This is a genomic window from Amycolatopsis benzoatilytica AK 16/65 (assembly GCF_000383915.1).
GTDB classification, from domain to species: domain Bacteria; phylum Actinomycetota; class Actinomycetes; order Mycobacteriales; family Pseudonocardiaceae; genus Amycolatopsis; species Amycolatopsis benzoatilytica.
This window is the reverse complement of sequence record NZ_KB912942.1, coordinates 7,174,816-7,189,831: the sequence shown is the minus strand read 5'-3', so window position 1 is coordinate 7,189,831 and position 15,016 is coordinate 7,174,816. Positions and strand designations below refer to the sequence as shown.

16 protein-coding genes are annotated in these 15,016 nt (G+C 68.6%); 14 read left to right on the top strand and 2 right to left on the bottom strand.

The window, feature by feature from the left end:
• Positions 1-25 precede the first annotated feature (25 nt).
• A complete protein-coding gene (locus AMYBE_RS0133460) occupies positions 26-1,591 on the top strand; it encodes a glycosyltransferase family 87 protein (protein WP_020663751.1) in 1,566 nt (521 codons plus the stop codon).
• Between the two features lie 63 nt (positions 1,592-1,654).
• Here AMYBE_RS0133460 and AMYBE_RS0133455 read toward each other — a convergent pair whose 3' ends face one another.
• On the bottom strand, positions 1,655-2,428 hold the full coding sequence (locus AMYBE_RS0133455) for a deoxyribonuclease IV (RefSeq protein WP_020663750.1): 774 nt from the start codon (positions 2,426-2,428) through the stop codon (positions 1,655-1,657).
• Positions 2,429-2,530: 102 nt separating this feature from the next.
• Here AMYBE_RS0133455 and AMYBE_RS0133450 point away from each other — a divergent pair, with 102 nt between their 5' ends.
• The 13 genes from AMYBE_RS0133450 (at position 2,531) to dnaB (ending at position 13,570) form a co-directional block, all read left to right on the top strand.
• Entirely contained in the window at positions 2,531-3,361 is an 831-nt protein-coding gene (locus AMYBE_RS0133450; RefSeq protein WP_020663749.1) for a hypothetical protein, read from the top strand.
• Positions 3,362-3,528: 167 nt separating this feature from the next.
• A complete protein-coding gene (locus tag AMYBE_RS0133445) occupies positions 3,529-4,431 on the top strand; it encodes a hypothetical protein (RefSeq protein WP_020663748.1) in 903 nt (300 codons plus the stop codon).
• Positions 4,432-4,510: 79 nt separating this feature from the next.
• A complete protein-coding gene (locus tag AMYBE_RS0133440; protein WP_020663747.1) occupies positions 4,511-5,419 on the top strand; it encodes a hypothetical protein in 909 nt (302 codons plus the stop codon).
• 115 nt (positions 5,420-5,534) lie between these two features.
• On the top strand, positions 5,535-5,858 hold the full coding sequence (gene rpsF, locus AMYBE_RS0133435; protein ID WP_154676380.1) for a 30S ribosomal protein S6: 324 nt from the start codon (positions 5,535-5,537) through the stop codon (positions 5,856-5,858).
• A 29-nt stretch (positions 5,859-5,887) separates the two neighbouring features.
• Entirely contained in the window at positions 5,888-6,418 is a 531-nt protein-coding gene (locus AMYBE_RS0133430; RefSeq protein ID WP_020663745.1) for a single-stranded DNA-binding protein, read from the top strand.
• Positions 6,419-6,452: 34 nt separating this feature from the next.
• Entirely contained in the window at positions 6,453-6,701 is a 249-nt protein-coding gene (gene rpsR, locus AMYBE_RS0133425; protein WP_009085242.1) for a 30S ribosomal protein S18, read from the top strand.
• Positions 6,702-6,715: 14 nt separating this feature from the next.
• Complete coding sequence (gene rplI / locus AMYBE_RS0133420) at positions 6,716-7,180, top strand: 50S ribosomal protein L9 (protein ID WP_020663744.1); 465 nt, start codon at positions 6,716-6,718, stop codon at positions 7,178-7,180.
• A 161-nt stretch (positions 7,181-7,341) separates the two neighbouring features.
• Positions 7,342-7,962 (top strand): DUF3558 domain-containing protein, encoded by a 621-nt coding sequence (locus AMYBE_RS0133415; protein WP_084470254.1) that lies wholly within the window; start codon positions 7,342-7,344, stop codon positions 7,960-7,962.
• A 219-nt stretch (positions 7,963-8,181) separates the two neighbouring features.
• Positions 8,182-8,649 carry a hypothetical protein gene (locus AMYBE_RS0133410; RefSeq protein WP_245573305.1) on the top strand — a complete coding sequence of 156 codons (468 nt, stop codon included), beginning with the start codon at positions 8,182-8,184 and terminating at the stop codon, positions 8,647-8,649.
• Positions 8,650-8,656: 7 nt separating this feature from the next.
• A complete protein-coding gene (locus tag AMYBE_RS43720; RefSeq protein WP_027928277.1) occupies positions 8,657-9,280 on the top strand; it encodes a DUF3558 domain-containing protein in 624 nt (207 codons plus the stop codon).
• A gap of 44 nt (positions 9,281-9,324) precedes the next feature.
• Positions 9,325-10,653, top strand: a complete 1,329-nt coding sequence (locus AMYBE_RS0133400; protein ID WP_020663739.1) for a hypothetical protein — start codon at positions 9,325-9,327, stop codon at positions 10,651-10,653.
• An 11-nt stretch (positions 10,654-10,664) separates the two neighbouring features.
• Positions 10,665-11,465: an ESX secretion-associated protein EspG gene (locus tag AMYBE_RS0133395; RefSeq protein WP_020663738.1), complete on the top strand. Its 801-nt coding sequence runs from the start codon at positions 10,665-10,667 to the stop codon at positions 11,463-11,465.
• Between the two features lie 701 nt (positions 11,466-12,166).
• A complete protein-coding gene (gene dnaB, locus AMYBE_RS0133390) occupies positions 12,167-13,570 on the top strand; it encodes a replicative DNA helicase (protein ID WP_020663737.1) in 1,404 nt (467 codons plus the stop codon).
• A 54-nt stretch (positions 13,571-13,624) separates the two neighbouring features.
• On the opposite strand, the gene AMYBE_RS0133385 is transcribed toward dnaB, so the two are convergent.
• Positions 13,625-14,998, bottom strand: a complete 1,374-nt coding sequence (locus tag AMYBE_RS0133385; protein WP_020663736.1) for a coenzyme F390 synthetase — start codon at positions 14,996-14,998, stop codon at positions 13,625-13,627.
• Positions 14,999-15,016 lie beyond the last annotated feature (18 nt).

Here is a 15,016-nt window from a genome sequence, read left to right as displayed (position 1 = left end):
CCGCGGACCGCTAGCATCTCGCGACGTGTCCCGCGCTTCCGACCACGCAACCGCCGACGAACCGGATTCGGCGCCTCGCACGCTGACCCCGGCCGAGCGGATCGCCCCCAGCCGCCAGGACCCGTTGGTGGCCGCGGCGACGAGACCCATCGGCGGGCCGATCGGAGCGCACGCGGCTGTCGGCAGACAGTGGTTCTGGTCGCCGCAGCGGGTCGGGCTGGCGATGGCGATGCTCGCACTGGTCGTGTGCTGGTTCGGCAAGGCGTCGTGCATCCAGCAATACAGCGATTCCAGCGGCGCGCTCCAGCTCGACTGGCGATCCGGTCGCCCGTTCGTCGCCATGTGCTACTCCGACATCGTGCCGCTCTACAGCTCGGAGAAGCTCAACGATTCGCACACCTTCCCCTATGTCACGTCGTGGCGGGAGGACACGCAGACCGCCGAGAACCAGACCCGGTACATGGAGTACCCGGTGGTCAGCGGCTTGTTCCAGTGGATCAACGCGAAACTCGCGGCGGGCTGGACCTCGATCGCGAACGCCGGCTGGCTCCCCGGCGCGCTGCCGGTGGCGATCTACTTCAACATTTCCGCGTTCTGGCTCGCGCTCGCCTGGCTGGTCACCGTGTGGGCCACCGGGCGGACGACGAAACGCCGGCCGTGGGACGCGGTGCTGGTCGCGATCTCCCCGCTGGTGCTGGTCCACACCTTTACGAACTTCGACGCGCTCGCCACCGCGGCCACCGCGGCCGGGATCCTCGCCTGGTCGCGAAAACGCCCAGAGGTCGCCGGGGTGCTGTTCGGGCTCGGCATCGCGACCAAGCTCTATCCGCTGCTCCTGCTGGGCGTGCTGTTCCTGCTCTGCCTGCGCGCCGGAAAACTGCGCGAATGGAGCCGGACCGCCGGATTCGCGGTGCTGGCCTGGCTGGTGGTGAACGTTCCCTTCCTCGTCGTCGCGCCGCGCGGCTGGGCGGAGTTCTTCCGGCTCAACACCCTGCGCCCGATGGATCCGGATTCGCTCTACAACGCGATTTCCTACGCCACCGGCTGGGCCGGCTTCGACGGCGTACTCCAAAAAGGACAGCCGCCGACCGTGCTGAACATCGTGGTCGCGGTGCTGTTCCTGGCCTGCTGCGCGGGGATCGCCTACGTCGCGCTCAGCGCGCCGCGGCGGCCGCGCTTCGGCCAGCTCGCGTTCCTGATCGTCGCGGCGTTCCTGCTCACCAACAAGGTGTGGAGCCCGCAGTACTCGCTGTGGCTGGTGCCGCTGGCCGTGCTCGCGATCCCGCGCTGGCGGCTGCTGCTGACCTGGATGGTCCTCGACGCGGCGGTCTGGGTGCCGCGGATGTTCTACTACCTCGGCGTCGACCACAAAGGACTGCCGGAGGGCTGGTTCCTCGGCACCGTGGTGGTCCGCGACCTGGCCGTCGCCGGGCTGTGCGTGCTGGTGATCCGCGAGATCTACCGTCCGCGCACCGATCTGGTCCGGCTCTCCGGCGACGACGATCCGGCCGGTGGAGTGCTCGAACGCGCCCGGGACCGCTTGACCTTCCGCTCCCGCCCGGCCGCGCCAGCGCACCAGCCCGCCCCCTGATCCTGTGGTCCGGGCAGGGCCCCTGGTCGGAATCGGAGTCCGGCCAGGAGCCCTGCCCGACTGTCAGGCGAGCTGTTTGCGCAGGTAGGCGATGTCTGCGGCCTGACCGTCGCCCGGCGTCTCGACCACTACCGGCGCGCCGGCTTGCCGCACGACCTCGGCCAGCAACTCCGGCTCGATCGTGCCGTCGCCGTCGACCACTGACGCGTGCCGGTCACGGTTGGAGCCGAACTCGTCGCGGGAGTTGTTGCAGTGCACCAGGTCGATCCGGCCGGTGATGGCCTTGACCTTCTCCACCGCGGTCGCGAGGTCCCAACCAGCCGCGTAGGCGTGGCAGGTGTCGAGGCAGAATCCCGCGCCGAACTCGCCGACCTTGTCCCACAACCGGGCGATCACGTCGAGCTCGCGGGTCATCGCGTTGTCCCCGCCCGCGGTGTTCTCGATCAGGATCGGCACCGCGAAGCCGCCCTTCTCCGCTTCGCGCTCGAAAAGCTTGCGCCAGTTGAGCAGCCCTTCCTCGACGTCGTCCCCGGCACCGACGTGCCCGCCGTGCACGATCAGGCCGTGGGCTCCGATCGCGGCGGCGCCGTCGGCGTGCTGGGTGACGTTCTTGCGGGACGGGATCCGGATCCGGTTGTTCTTGGACGCGACGTTGATCAGGTACGGCGCGTGGATGAACACCTCGACCGGCGCGGCCTTGATCGCCTCGCCGTGCGGATGCGGTTTCGGTGCCTTCCACCCCTGCGGGTCGGAGAGAAAGAACTGGACGACGTCGGCTTCTCGCTCGGCGACGGCGGCCAGCGGATCGTCGTCGCGGACATGGGCGCCAATCTGCATGACCCGACGCTACTCCCGAGTGAATCGGCCCCTTCCGCCCGAGTTCGTGACGCTCGTGGAGTACCGTGAGCGCGTTCCGTGATTCCAGTCGGGGGAGGACGCATGCGGAAACACGTCGGACGGTTGACCGCGCTCGGAGCCGCACTCGCGGCTCCTTTGCTGTCCACGGCTCTGGCGTTCCCGGGCACGGCATCGGCCGACCCGAACCCCGCGCCGAATCCGACGTTGAACGGCGACTGCCAGTCCACGCTGCAGAACGGCCAGAGCGGCAAGCCCCTCACTCTCGACGCGGGCGCTCCGCTGAACGCGCCGAACCGGCTCACCGTCGGCCTCGACTCGCAATCGCAGCAGGCGGACGGCAATGGCCCGCTGTTCGCGCTGCCGGTCGGCGACGTCGTCCGGGGGCTGGGCGTCGGCGAGACCCCGGCGGTCGGCAGCCTCGCCGCGAACACGCTCTGCCCGACAGCGCAGAACGCCGCGAACGGCGTCGGCAATACCGTGCAGCAAGTGGTCGGCGGAGTGCAGAAGGTCGTCCCGCTGCCGCCCGGTCCCGGACCGCGGCCCGGCCCGCCGTCTCCGGGCCCCAAGCCGCCCACCCCGCCTGGCCCCGGCCAGCCCGGCGGCGGCAGCACCCTCGAACCGGTGACCTCGGGCAACGGGCTGGACGGCCTCGGCTCCTTGGTATCCGGCATCTTCACCGGCGCCGCGATGCTGCCGGCCAGCTTCGTGCAGGCCCCGATCGTCACCCAGGTGGTGCCCGGCAAGCTGCCGCAGGACCAGGTGCCGACGGTCGACGCGAAGAAGGCGGGCACCGCCGAGGCGCTGCCCGCCGCCGTTGCGCCGGCCAGGCTCCCGCTGCTGCTCGCCGTACTGGCGCTCGCCATCGTGGCCGCCGCGCTCGTCCGCGCCTGGCTGCGCCGCGCACCCGCCTGACGCTCTCACCCTGAGTGACGCTCGCTTCCACCCGAATGCTCGACCTCGGGAAGGAAGCGGGCGTTACTCGTCTTCGCTAACGTCGTTGTCCTCAGCAGACAGGTTCAGCGGACGCGGCGAAGGGGTCGACGGCCATGCAGCAGCATCGGGCGCGGAGGGTCACCGCAGTGGGCGCCGCCGCTTTCGTCCTGGCCGGTTCGGCCGCGCTCGCCGCCCCCGGCACCGCCGCCGCGGCCACCAAGACCACGACCTGCGGTTCGACTATCAGCGCGAGCCCCGGCGACCAGGTCACCGCGACCACTCCGCTGCTCGGGATCCCGCTGAACCTCGGCACCGTCGGGCAGTCTTCGGGCGTCCTGACCGGCACCATCAACGCGGTACTGGGCACGGTCTGCACGGTCACGGTGAACGTCGTCAACACTGTCGTTTCTCCGGTGCCGGTGATCGGCGCGCCCGCCGCGAGCGCGGTCAACGGCGCGGTCGCGGGCGGCACGAACGCGGTCCAGCAGGGGGTCGGCGCGGCCGGTCAGGCGTTCAGCGGCGGCCAGCCCGGCCAGCAAAACCCCGGCCCGAACCCGCAGCAGCCGCCCTCGAACGGCAGCGGCGGCCAGCAGCAGGGCGGCTCGAACGCGCCCGGCCAGCAGATGCCGGGCTCCACCAGCCCGGTGCTGGGCGACTACGGCGGCGCCAGCGGCGGGGGAGCGCCGTTCGCGGACTTCGTGCCGAACCTCGGCAACCTGTCGTACGGCTACAGCACCGGTTACGCGCCGATGCGCGACTACAACGGCATCCCGATGGCGATGGCCGGGCTGTTCAGCCCGTCGCCCGCGCTGCGGTACGGAAGCCAGATCCCGGGTTACGCGCCGCAGTACGGCGTCGCCAACCCGGACAACCAGGGCGGCGACCGGACGGTGCAGAACGCCGGTCAGGCCGAAGCGTTGCCGGGCATCGGCGGAAACAACCCGAACGGGTTGGACTGGCCCGTACTGGTGGCAGTTTTGGCACTCTCCGGAGTCAGTGCCGGGCTGGTTCGCACCTGGGTGCTCCGCCGAATGGCCGCTGTGGGTTAGTCCAACTCACCAGTATCTTTCTCGGCGTCCCCTCGTTGTTCTTGATGCGACGACCCATGCCCGTGGACCCCGGAGGAAAGTGCTCGTGCGGAAAATCCCCACCTGGAAGCGAACCCGTCGAGCACTCACCGTCACCGCTTTCGCTGCTCTCCTGACCGGCGGCACGTTCCTGGGCGCGAGCCCAGCATCGGCCGCGACCACGCTCGCGAACGGCTGCCAGGGTTCGGTCACCGGCGGCATGGGCGACACGGTCGCCGTGCCCGGCGCCTCGGTCAAGGAAATTGTCCGGCAGGCGGCCAAGCAGCAAGTGGACTTCTGGCGGCTGCTCACCGTGTGGCCGGACTCGCTGGCCAACTCGATCGCGAACGCGGGCAACCTCCAGGTCGGCCAGATCCCGAACGCCGCGGGCGGCGTCGTCACCGGCGACGCGGTCGGCACCGCGGTCGCCAACGCGCTGAAGGACGCGCCGGGCACCGGCCTGTTTCCAGACACCAAGGCCAAAGTCCTGGCCGGGATCCACGACGGCGTCGCGGCGGCGTGTGGGCTGACCACCGTCGCGAACAACTACCAAGCGCCGACGTCGGCTGCCCAGTCGAATGGCGGCACCGCCGCCAACGGCTCCTCGGCCGGCCAGCCGTCCGGCCAGGCCAACGGCAACCCGCTCGGCAACTACCGGCCAGGCTCCACCGGCATCGCACCGCCGCGCGACTACAGCGGCATCCCTGCCGCGACCCCCGGCACCGCGATCGCCCCTGGCGCGCGTTACGGCACGCTGCCCGGCTCCGGCGCGCTGCCGCAGCAGCAGTCGGCAGGCCAGGACCCGCAGGGCCAGCAGGGTCCGGACATCCGCAACGCGGGCAACGCCGAGTCGCTGGCGAGCCAAGGCGGCCACTCGGACGTCCAGCTGCCCATGCTGCTCGCGGTGATCGTGCTGGCGGGCGTCACCGCCGGGCTGGTCCGTACCTGGGTGCTGCGCCGCGTCTCCTGACCCGCCGCCGGACCCCACCGCACCGGACTGTCGGACCCGCCGGGTACTCTTACCTGGACAAACCCTCCTGTCACGGAACACGCCGTGGCCGCGAGCCCATAGGAGGTGAGTGGTTATGTCACGCCATTACGAGGTAATGGTCATCCTGGACCCCACGCTCGACGAGCGTACGGTCGCCCCCACGCTGGACAACTTCCTCAACGTGATCCGCACTTCGGGCGGAAGCGTCGAGAAGGTCGATGTCTGGGGCCGTCGTCGCCTGTCGTACGAGATCAAGAAGCACGCCGAGGGCATCTACGCGCTGCTCGACCTGAACTCGACGTCGGACGCGGTGAAGGAACTGGACCGGCAGCTGTCGCTGCAGGAAACCGTCCTGCGCACCAAGGTCATGCGTCGCGAGGTCAAGGCCGCGGCCAAGCCCGCGCCCGCCAAGGCCTGATCCGAGCCCGATCCGAAGGGACGCCATCCGTGGCTGGAGACACCGTCATCACCGTGGTCGGGAACCTGACGTCCGACCCGGAGCTGCGCTTCACCCCGTCGGGTGCGGCGGTCGCGAACTTCACTGTCGCGTCCACTCCGCGCACGCTCGACCGTCAGAGCGGCGAGTGGAAGGACGGCGAGGCCCTGTTCCTGCGCTGCAACATCTGGCGGCAGGCGGCGGAAAACGTCGCCGAGTCGCTCACGCGGGGCGCCCGCGTGGTGGTGCAGGGCCGGCTGAAGCAGCGGTCGTTCGAGACCAAGGAAGGCGAGAAGCGGACCGTCGTCGAACTCGAGGTCGACGAGATCGGTCCCTCGCTGCGTTACGCGACGGCGAAGGTCAACAAGGTCAGCCGCGGTGGCGGCGGCGGTGACTTCGGCGGCGGAGGCGGCGGCTTCAACGGCGGTGGTGGCGGCGGCGGTGGCAACCGCGGCGGCGGCGCACCGGCCGACGACCCGTGGGGCTCGGCCCCGCCCGCGGGCGGTGGCGGCGGAGGCTTCTCCGACGAACCCCCGTTCTGATCTCATCTTTTTCTAGAATTCCAGGAGTACAACTGTGGCCAAGCCACCCATTCGCAAGCCCAAGAAGAAGGTCTGCGTTTTCTGCAAGGCCGAGAAGAAGGGCCGCCCGGAGACCATCGACTACAAGGACACCAACCTGCTGCGGAAGTACATCTCCGACCGCGGCAAGATCCGTGCCCGTCGCGTCACCGGCAACTGCAGCCAGCACCAGCGTGACATCGCTATCGCGGTGAAGAACTCGCGCGAAATGGCGCTGCTGCCCTACACGTCCACCGCGCGCTGAGGGGAGTCATAGTCATGGCGAAGATCATTCTCACCACCGACGTGGCGAACCTGGGCGGCCCCGGCGACATCGTCGAGGTCAAGGACGGCTACGCGCGCAACTACCTGCTGCCGCGGGGCTACGCCATCGTCGCCAGCAAGGGCGCCGAGAAGAACGTGCGCACCATTCAGCGCGCGCAGGAGTCGCGTCGCATCCGCGACCTCGACCACGCCAAGGAAATCAAGGCGACCCTCGAGGGCCTCGGCGCGATCCAGCTCAGCGGGAAGGCCGCGGCCGGCTCGAAGAAGCTGTTCGGCTCCATCACCGCCGCCGAGATCGTCGAGGCGATCAAGGCCCAGGGCGGCCCGCTGCTCGACAAGCGCGTCCTGGACCTGCGCGACCACATCAAGACGGTCGGCAAGCACTCGGTCAGCGCCCGCCTGCACCCGAACGTGAAGGTGGACGTCCGGCTCGAGGTCAAGGCCACGGCCGCTAACTGACGCTCGCGTCGTCTTTACGAGCCGCCCCCAGGATTTCGATCCTGGGGGCGGATTCGTTTTTTGGGGACCTGCTTCTCGGTTCCGCCACACCCGGAAGTGCCGGTTTGGTCTCTGCTCGGATTCCACCGTTTCGCGTGCTCGCGTGATGACAATGCGTTAGATTGGCCCAGCCGATCAGACTGGAGTTCGAGCAGCGCATGTCACGCCACCCCATTCGGGCCGCCGGGGCCCTCGCCACGTCTCTTGTGCTGCTCACTGCCTGCGGTGGCAAATCGGGCACCGCCGAACCGCCCGCAACGACGGGCTCAACCGTCGACCCCAGCCTGAAGGTGGCCACTCCACTGCGCACGCAAGCGCTGGTCGGCGACCCCTGCACCGCGATCGGCGACAGCGACTCCACCGCGATCGGTCTTGCCATGCCGGGGAAGCGTATGCAGCAGAGCAGCCTCAGCGGCTGCCAATGGCTTTCGTCGCAATTCGTTCAGAACTCTGTCGGGATTATCCCGGTGACCCTGAACAAGCACGGCCTCAGCGACATTTACGCACAGAAGGACCAGCAAGCCTACTTCGAGCCGTTCAGCCTTGACGGTTACCCAGCCGCATACGCGAGCAAGAGCGATGACCGCGGACACGGCACCTGCAACCTTTACGTCGGAGTCACTGACCGGCTGGCAGTAGGCGTCTCCGCCATCATCGGCACAGGCAAGTACCGGAACACGCCGTGCGATGCCGCCAAGCTGGTCGCATCAGCCATGGTCAACCACCTCAAGACCGGGTCATAGGCGTTTCCGTACTGTACCGATTCAGCAGCCGGGGCACCGTCAGCGATGAATACCCAACCGACATCGAGAGCTGTCCGCACATCTCCGGCATCGCGCCCCAGTCGCCCCTTCTCGCCCGGCCGAACCGCCCATATCCGCAGGAGCACGGCACTTTTGGGAGCCCGTCGGCAGCTCGCCGAACATCGCGCGGGAACCAACGGCAGTGCGTTAACATCCAAGGTGCTGATCTCGCAGCATGAGCGCGAGAAGTCGGGACCTAGGGGGTCATGCGCGATGTCGTCCAATCAGACTGCGTCCGGTCCGTCGTCACAGCCAGCAGCGTCGGGTCCGGACATTCCTCCGGTCGCACCGATCATGGTGGACGGCTACGGCAAGGCCGGCGGCTACAAGTTCGACGCGGACCAGGTCGACTCCGTCATCAAGCAGTGGGAAGACCTGGTGACCGACCTGCTGGCGGACAAGCAGATGGCGGAGCAGGTCGCCAATGTGCGGCCGCCGAGCGACGAAGTCGCCAGCAACCGGTTCGTCCACGACGGCGCGGGCCCATCAGGACGGTCCTTGCTGGAAGAGAATAAAAAAATGGTCGACTACGCCACCAACTATCTGACCGCGCTTCGAGCGGCAAAGAACAAAATCTCCGTCGAAGAGCAGAAGCACCAGCAAACCCTCAAACAGACTGGATTTTGAGCCTCACATGACTCGACGCACCGTTCAGATCGCCGTTGGTGCCTTCGCCGCGGTTGGCCTGCTCAGCGCCTGCAGCGGCGGCGGCAACTCCGGTGCCGCCCAGCCGTCCGTTCCGGCAAGTTCGCCCGCGAACGCGAGCACCGCGACCGGTAGCGGGAACACCGACCCGAGTCTGAAGGTATCCGCCCCTCTTTCGACTCAGGCGCTGGTCGGCAATCCCTGCACTGCGCTCGGCGACGGCGACGCCTCCACGCTTGGTCTTGCCACACCCGGGAAACCTATGAACAGCGGCGGTCTCACCGGCTGTCAGTGGGTTTCGACGCAATTCGCAGAAAACACCGTCGGGATTATCCCGGTGACGCTGAACAAGAACGGCCTCAGCGATATCTATGCGTTGAAGGCCAGGCAAGCCTACTTCGAGCCGTTGACCGTCGAGGGCTACCCGGCCGTATTTGCGAATCAGCTCGATGATCGCAAGGACGGCAGCTGCAATCTCTACGTCGGAGTGACCGACCAGCTGGCTGTGGCCACCGATGTCGGCATCGGCACCGGCAGGAACCGCGCCACGCCGTGCGATGCCGCGAAGCAGATCGCGACCGCAATGGTCAAGCACCTCAAGACAGCGTCTTAACTCACCGCGAAAGCAGCATTCAGGCCGGAAGGAAGCATCTCATCATGGGGAATGATGATCACACCGCTGGCAATACTCTGAAGTACGCCGCGGGCGGCGCCGCCGTCGGCGCAGTGGTCGGCGGGCCGGTCGGTGCGGCAGTCGGCGGACTGGTCGGAGCTGGTCTGAGCCTCTTCAGCGGCGGCCCGGAGGCGCAGCACCTTCAGGCCAACGTCGGCGGAGAGTCGATTACCGCCTACGACATCTACGACAAGATCAGCAACGGGCGCACCGATTCGATGCACACCGGCATGACGACAGCCGGCCAACTTCAGGATCGGCACGACGCTCGGGCCAGCCAGATCGACGCGCTCAACAAGACCATGTCCCAGGCATGGCAGGGCAGCAGCGCGGAGTCGGCCACCGGCGGTGCCAACGCCTTGAAGATCTGGCACGAGGACTCTGCCAAGAACCTGGTCAAGAGCAAGGACTATCTGGGCAACCAGATCGACGTCTTCCACGACACGCAGGGCAAGGTCCAGAAGATCGACAAAGACGCTCCCTCGATGAGCGGCTGGGACCACGTCAACCCGTTCAGCGACAAAGACGACGAGATCGACCAGTACAACAAGAACAGCCAGGTCAACGTCCAGGCGTACCAGGCGTACTACGGGGCCAGTGGCCAGAACGCCAGCGGCATGCCGCAGTACAACGTCTGGCAGGGCAACCAGATCTCCGACCCGAACGGCCCCAACGGTCCCGGTGGCACTGGCCCGTTCGGCCCGGGCGGTACTGGCGGCTTCACCGGTGGGCCGGGAGGCACCGGCGGCACCTTCAAGCCGCCGAAGTACACGCCGCCGCCGACCACCCCGCCCGGCGGATTCACGCCGCCGCCGACGAACCCCCGCCCGCCCGGTGGGTTCACGCCACCTCCGACGCACCCCGGTCCGCCCGGCGGGTTCACGCCTCCTGGCGACGGCACGACGACGTCCGGCTGGACCCCGCCGACCACTGACCCTTCGAAGTTCAGCCCGAGCAGCTTCGGTCCGGCTGGCGGCGGTGGCGGCGGCTTCGGCCCGGCCGGTGGCGGCGGCGCGGGTGCTGGCGGCGGCGCATTCGGCATGGGCGGCTTCGGCCCGGGCGGCAGTGGTTCCGGCGCGATGGCCGGCGAAGCCGGCGCCGGAGCAGGCGGCATGCGCGGCGCGGGTGCCGGGGCCGGCGCGGGTGCGGCGGGCAAGCCCGGCTCGGCCGGTATGGGCGGCATGGGCGCCGGTGCCAAGGGCGGCAAGGGCGAGGAAGACGGCGAGCACCAGACCAAATACCTGCTGGAAGAGGACGGCGACGGCATCTTCGGCTCCGACGAGATGACCGTTCCCCCGGTCATCGGTGAATGAGGCTCGCACCAGTGGCAATTCTCGACGGCACGGTGACCCTCTCCGCCTACACCCTGTGCAACCTCATCCGGCGCAGGGGCGGCGAACCGCACAAGGTCATCGGCGAAACTGCGGCGTTCTACGACCCGGACGCCGAACGCAAGCTCGACCAGGAGGTCAACGCCACGTTGACCAAGGCCGGGCTGATGGGGCCGCGGGGAATGGACCGCGACCTGCTCGCGCTGATCGACTCCATCTCGCACCCGCACCTCGAGTTCTACGGCTGGTTCGACGGCCAGTTCGAGGACGGCAGCCCGTCGAAGTTCGGCGCGCTGGTGGGCAGTGGCAACGGGGGCGGGTTCGGGCTGGTCCGGGTCGGCGGTTCGCCGACCCTGGCGGTCACCCGGCAGCGGCCTGAGCTGCTGCTCGACACGTTCCTCGACATCGTTCCGCGTGCCAAGGCACCGGTCGGCGAGCAGCTGATCGTCAGCCGCACCGAGTACGAGACCGGCCGTTCCGTGGACTCCGACGAAGCCCCACGGGGCGGAATCATGCAGAGCGCGCCGAGCCGCACCCAGCAGCTCTCCCCGCTCAAGGAGATCCAGCGGATCATGAAGGAACCACGGACCGGCGCGGGTGCGCTCTACGTGGCGGCTCGCACGCGCAGCGGGCAGCGCCGCCGGATTCCCAAGCCGATCAACTTCATCGACATCGCCGAAGGCCGGTGGCTGATGGAGGAGCGGCCAGGACGGGAGTCGCTGGTCGTGTACTCCCCGGGATCGCGGCAAGCGATCCAGGAACGGCTTCGCGTCGCGCAGAGTGCACTGGGCTGAGCAAGGCTGAGCGTTACTCCGGGTGGGGTTCCCGGCACGGCACCGAGAGGTGACTGGCCGGTGAACCCCACCCGGTTTCGCGTTTGCACCGGGTTAACCTGCACTTTTCCGGATTGGTCACTGTACGCAGCGTTCGACTGGGCCAACGGCGGGACCATTTTCCCGTTCAGCCCATCGAGTCAGTGATCTACCGTGCGTAGCAACCATCCACAGGCGACCGCACTCACCCCGGCGCGACACGCCGAAGAGCGAGCCTGACGCGACACGCCGGACGAGTTTTGGCCAAGTTCTCCACAGTCTGTACACAGGGTTTGACCAGCGGATTTATCCAGACCGGTCGAGACTGTCCCCACTTTGTCCACAGGTTGGCGGGCACCTGTGATTCATTGCCGCCAGTCATCCACAGGTTGTCCACAAGACGGTCAACACCCGCGTTTGCGCTCGTCCTTCTGGGCGATCTAGCGTGCCCTCGCGCCCAGTACTCACCGTGGTCTCGGCGTGGCAGCCACGGTATGAGGGAACCGCCGGTCCATCATCGAGAAGGACCGGAGAAGACGACTGGGAAAGCCGGGCCGACTCCGGCATAATCGAACAGGTGTTCGCACGCCCCGGGGGAGACGGACGCGGTTCGGCCCGGGGAAGGCGCACGCGAGAACAGGGCCGGCCGCAGCGGCGGCCAGGCGAGGGAGGTGTCCGGGACAGTGGCGGTGACCGACGACCGCGGTTCGATGTACGCGGAGTCCGATCCGGGTCCCAGCGACCCCGGACCCGGCGGGTTCGACCGCCAGCCGCCGCAGGACCTCGCGGCCGAGCAATCGGTACTGGGCGGCATGCTGCTGTCGAAGGACGCGATCGCCGACGTCATCGAGGCGCTCGGTCCGGGCGACTTCTACCGGCCCGCGCACCAGGCGGTCTACGACTGCATTCTCGACCTCTACGGCCGCGGCGAACCGGCTGACCCGATCACCGTCTCGGCCGAACTGGAACGTCGCGGCGAACTGGGCCGCGTCGGCGGCGCGCCGTACCTGCACACCCTCATCGCTACCGTGCCGACCGCGGCGAACGCGGGCTACTACGCGGAGATCGTGTCCGAGAAGGCGGTGCTGCGCCGCCTCGTAGAGGCCGGCACGCGCATCGTGCAGTACGGCTACGGCGCGGCCGCGGCCGACGGCGCGAACATCGACGAGGTCGTGGACCGCGCGCAGGCGGCGATCTACGACGTTACCGAGCGGCGCACCAGCGAGGACTACGTCGCGCTGGAAGACCTCCTCCAGCCGACCATGGACGAGATCGACGCGATCGCTTCGCGCGGCGGCCAGTCCCAGGGCATCCCGACCGGCTTCGCCGACTTCGACGAGCTGACGAACGGCCTGCACCCCGGCCAGATGATCATCGTCGCGGCCCGCCCCGGTGTCGGCAAGTCGACATTGGGACTGGACTTCGTCCGCTCGGCGTCCATCAAGCACGGCCTGACCAGCGTCATCTTCTCGCTGGAAATGAGCCGCACCGAGATCGTGATGCGCATGCTCTCGGCCGAGGCGAAAATCCGCCTCGCCGACATGCGCGGCGGCAAGATGTCCGACGACGACTGGACCCGGCTGGCCCGGCGGATGAGCGAGGTGTCCGAAGCGCCGCTGTTCGTCGACGACTCGCCGAACATGACGATGATGGAGATCCGGGCCAAAGCGCGGCGGCTGAAGCAGCGGCACGACCTCAAGCTCGTGGTGGTCGACTACCTGCAGCTGATGACATCCGGCAAGCGCGTCGAATCGCGGCAGCAGGAAGTTTCCGAGTTCTCCCGTCAGCTCAAGCTGCTGGCGAAGGAGATCGAGGTGCCGGTGATCGCGATCTCCCAGCTGAACCGTGGTCCGGAACAGCGCACCGACAAGAAACCGATGCTGTCCGACCTGCGTGAATCCGGCTCCCTGGAGCAGGACGCGGACATCGTCATCCTGATCAACCGCCCGGACGCCTGGGAACGCGACGACCCGCGCGCCGGCGAGGCGGACCTGATCCTGGCGAAGCACCGCGCCGGTCCGACGAGCACGATCGTCGTGGCCCACCAGCTGCACTACAGCCGGTTCGCGGACCTCGCGCACGACTGATCCGCGTCCGCAGGGCCGCACATGTCAGTTCTTTTCGAGGATTGCGGGTAGCCGTCACGGCTTGGTCAGCGGGATGACGCGGCGGAACTTGCCGCCAGGTTCCTGCTGAGGCGGTTCGTCGGCGCGTTCGAGCGTGACGTCGGCGGCTTTGTGCTCGGCGAGCAGGTGGTTGACCTCACCGCGCACGGTATGCCACACCTGGTCGGCGTCGGCTCCGTCTAGGAGCCGCAGCCGCAGGCGCAGGGTGCTAGGCGCGGTCTGGACAAGCTGGAACTGCCCGATGCCGGCCAGGCGGTCCAGCGACGTGCCGAAGACCATGGGGGACATGGTGACGGGCCCGCCGTGGGCGGCGGGAAACGTGAGCAGGTCGGCGGTGCGGCCCTGCACCTGGACGGCGGGGAGCACGCTGCCGCACCTGCACGGGTCGGGACGCAGCAGGACGCTGTCGCCCAGGTCGTAGCGCAGGATCGGCTGTACCCGGTTGGCGAGGTTGCTGAGCAGGACCGTGTGCGACAACTCGCCTGGCGGAGTCGGCTGGTGGTCGGCGTCGACGGGCTCCAAGACGGCCCAGTCGCTGTTGACGTGGTACCAGCCGTGTGCGCAGCCGATGGCGAGGAAGCCGCACTCGGTGGCGGCGTACGCGGCGCGGACCTTGGCGCCGAACGCGGCACCGAGTCGCCCTTTGAGGTCCTCGGTCAACGTCTCGCCGCCCGGGACGACCATTGCGGGACGGATGCGCAGGCGGCCCGCCTCCTGCTCCGCGGCCAGTGCGGTGAGCATGCCGAGGAAACCGCTGAGGACGGCGGGGTTGAACTGGTTGAGCTCGTCGACCAGCTCCGGCAGCGGCTGGCGGACGGAGAAGACCCGCATCATCCGGCCAAGCCACGGGTGGTCCAGCTGGAACAGAGCTGTTGCCGCCACGGTGTAGAAGTGACCGCCGGGAGCGGTGACGATGGCCGTCCGGCCGCCGCGGGCGAGCATGCGGATGGCGTCGCCGGCGCCCAGCAGACTGGCGGCGCGCGACCCGAGCGCGGTCTCCATGCCCAAGGCGCGCTCGTCCAGCAGGAAGAGGCCGCGCACTCCGCTGGTGCCGGAGGTAGTGGCCGCCAGGTACCTGTCCAGGAAACGGTGGCCCACGAGACCGGGATCCGCCACGAAGGCCTCCACCTTCTCGCGGGTCACCTCGCGGTCGGTGGCCCAGTCGTCGAACCGGGCCATCAGCTTCCCCTTGTCGGTGACCGGGAGCAGTGCCGGGTCGTCGACCTTTTCCGGCAGCCCCCGGTACAGCTCGCGGTAGTACGGCGAGTTCGCGCGTGCGTAGGCCACCAGGTCGGCGAGGCGGGCGCGTTGCCTCCGGGCGACCCCCTCGGGCCCTTCCCGCACTGCCTGCCGCGCGTCGCGGGCGAGCTGTCGGCGACTTTCCGTCATGCTGCTCAGGTCCTTCCC

Excerpts from the sequence above, each read along its gene's own strand:
- AMYBE_RS0133400 (WP_020663739.1), top strand. The coding sequence starts at position 9,325 with ATGGGGAATGATGATCACACCGCTGGCAATACTCTGAAGTACGCCGCG.
- rpsF (WP_154676380.1), top strand. The coding sequence starts at position 5,535 with ATGTCACGCCATTACGAGGTAATGGTCATCCTGGACCCCACGCTCGAC.
- AMYBE_RS0133455 (WP_020663750.1), bottom strand. The coding sequence starts at position 2,428 with ATGCAGATTGGCGCCCATGTCCGCGACGACGATCCGCTGGCCGCCGTC.
- AMYBE_RS43720 (WP_027928277.1), top strand. The coding sequence starts at position 8,657 with ATGACTCGACGCACCGTTCAGATCGCCGTTGGTGCCTTCGCCGCGGTT.
- AMYBE_RS0133385 (WP_020663736.1), bottom strand. The coding sequence starts at position 14,998 with ATGACGGAAAGTCGCCGACAGCTCGCCCGCGACGCGCGGCAGGCAGTG.
- AMYBE_RS0133450 (WP_020663749.1), top strand. The coding sequence starts at position 2,531 with ATGCGGAAACACGTCGGACGGTTGACCGCGCTCGGAGCCGCACTCGCG.
- rplI (WP_020663744.1), top strand. The coding sequence starts at position 6,716 with ATGGCGAAGATCATTCTCACCACCGACGTGGCGAACCTGGGCGGCCCC.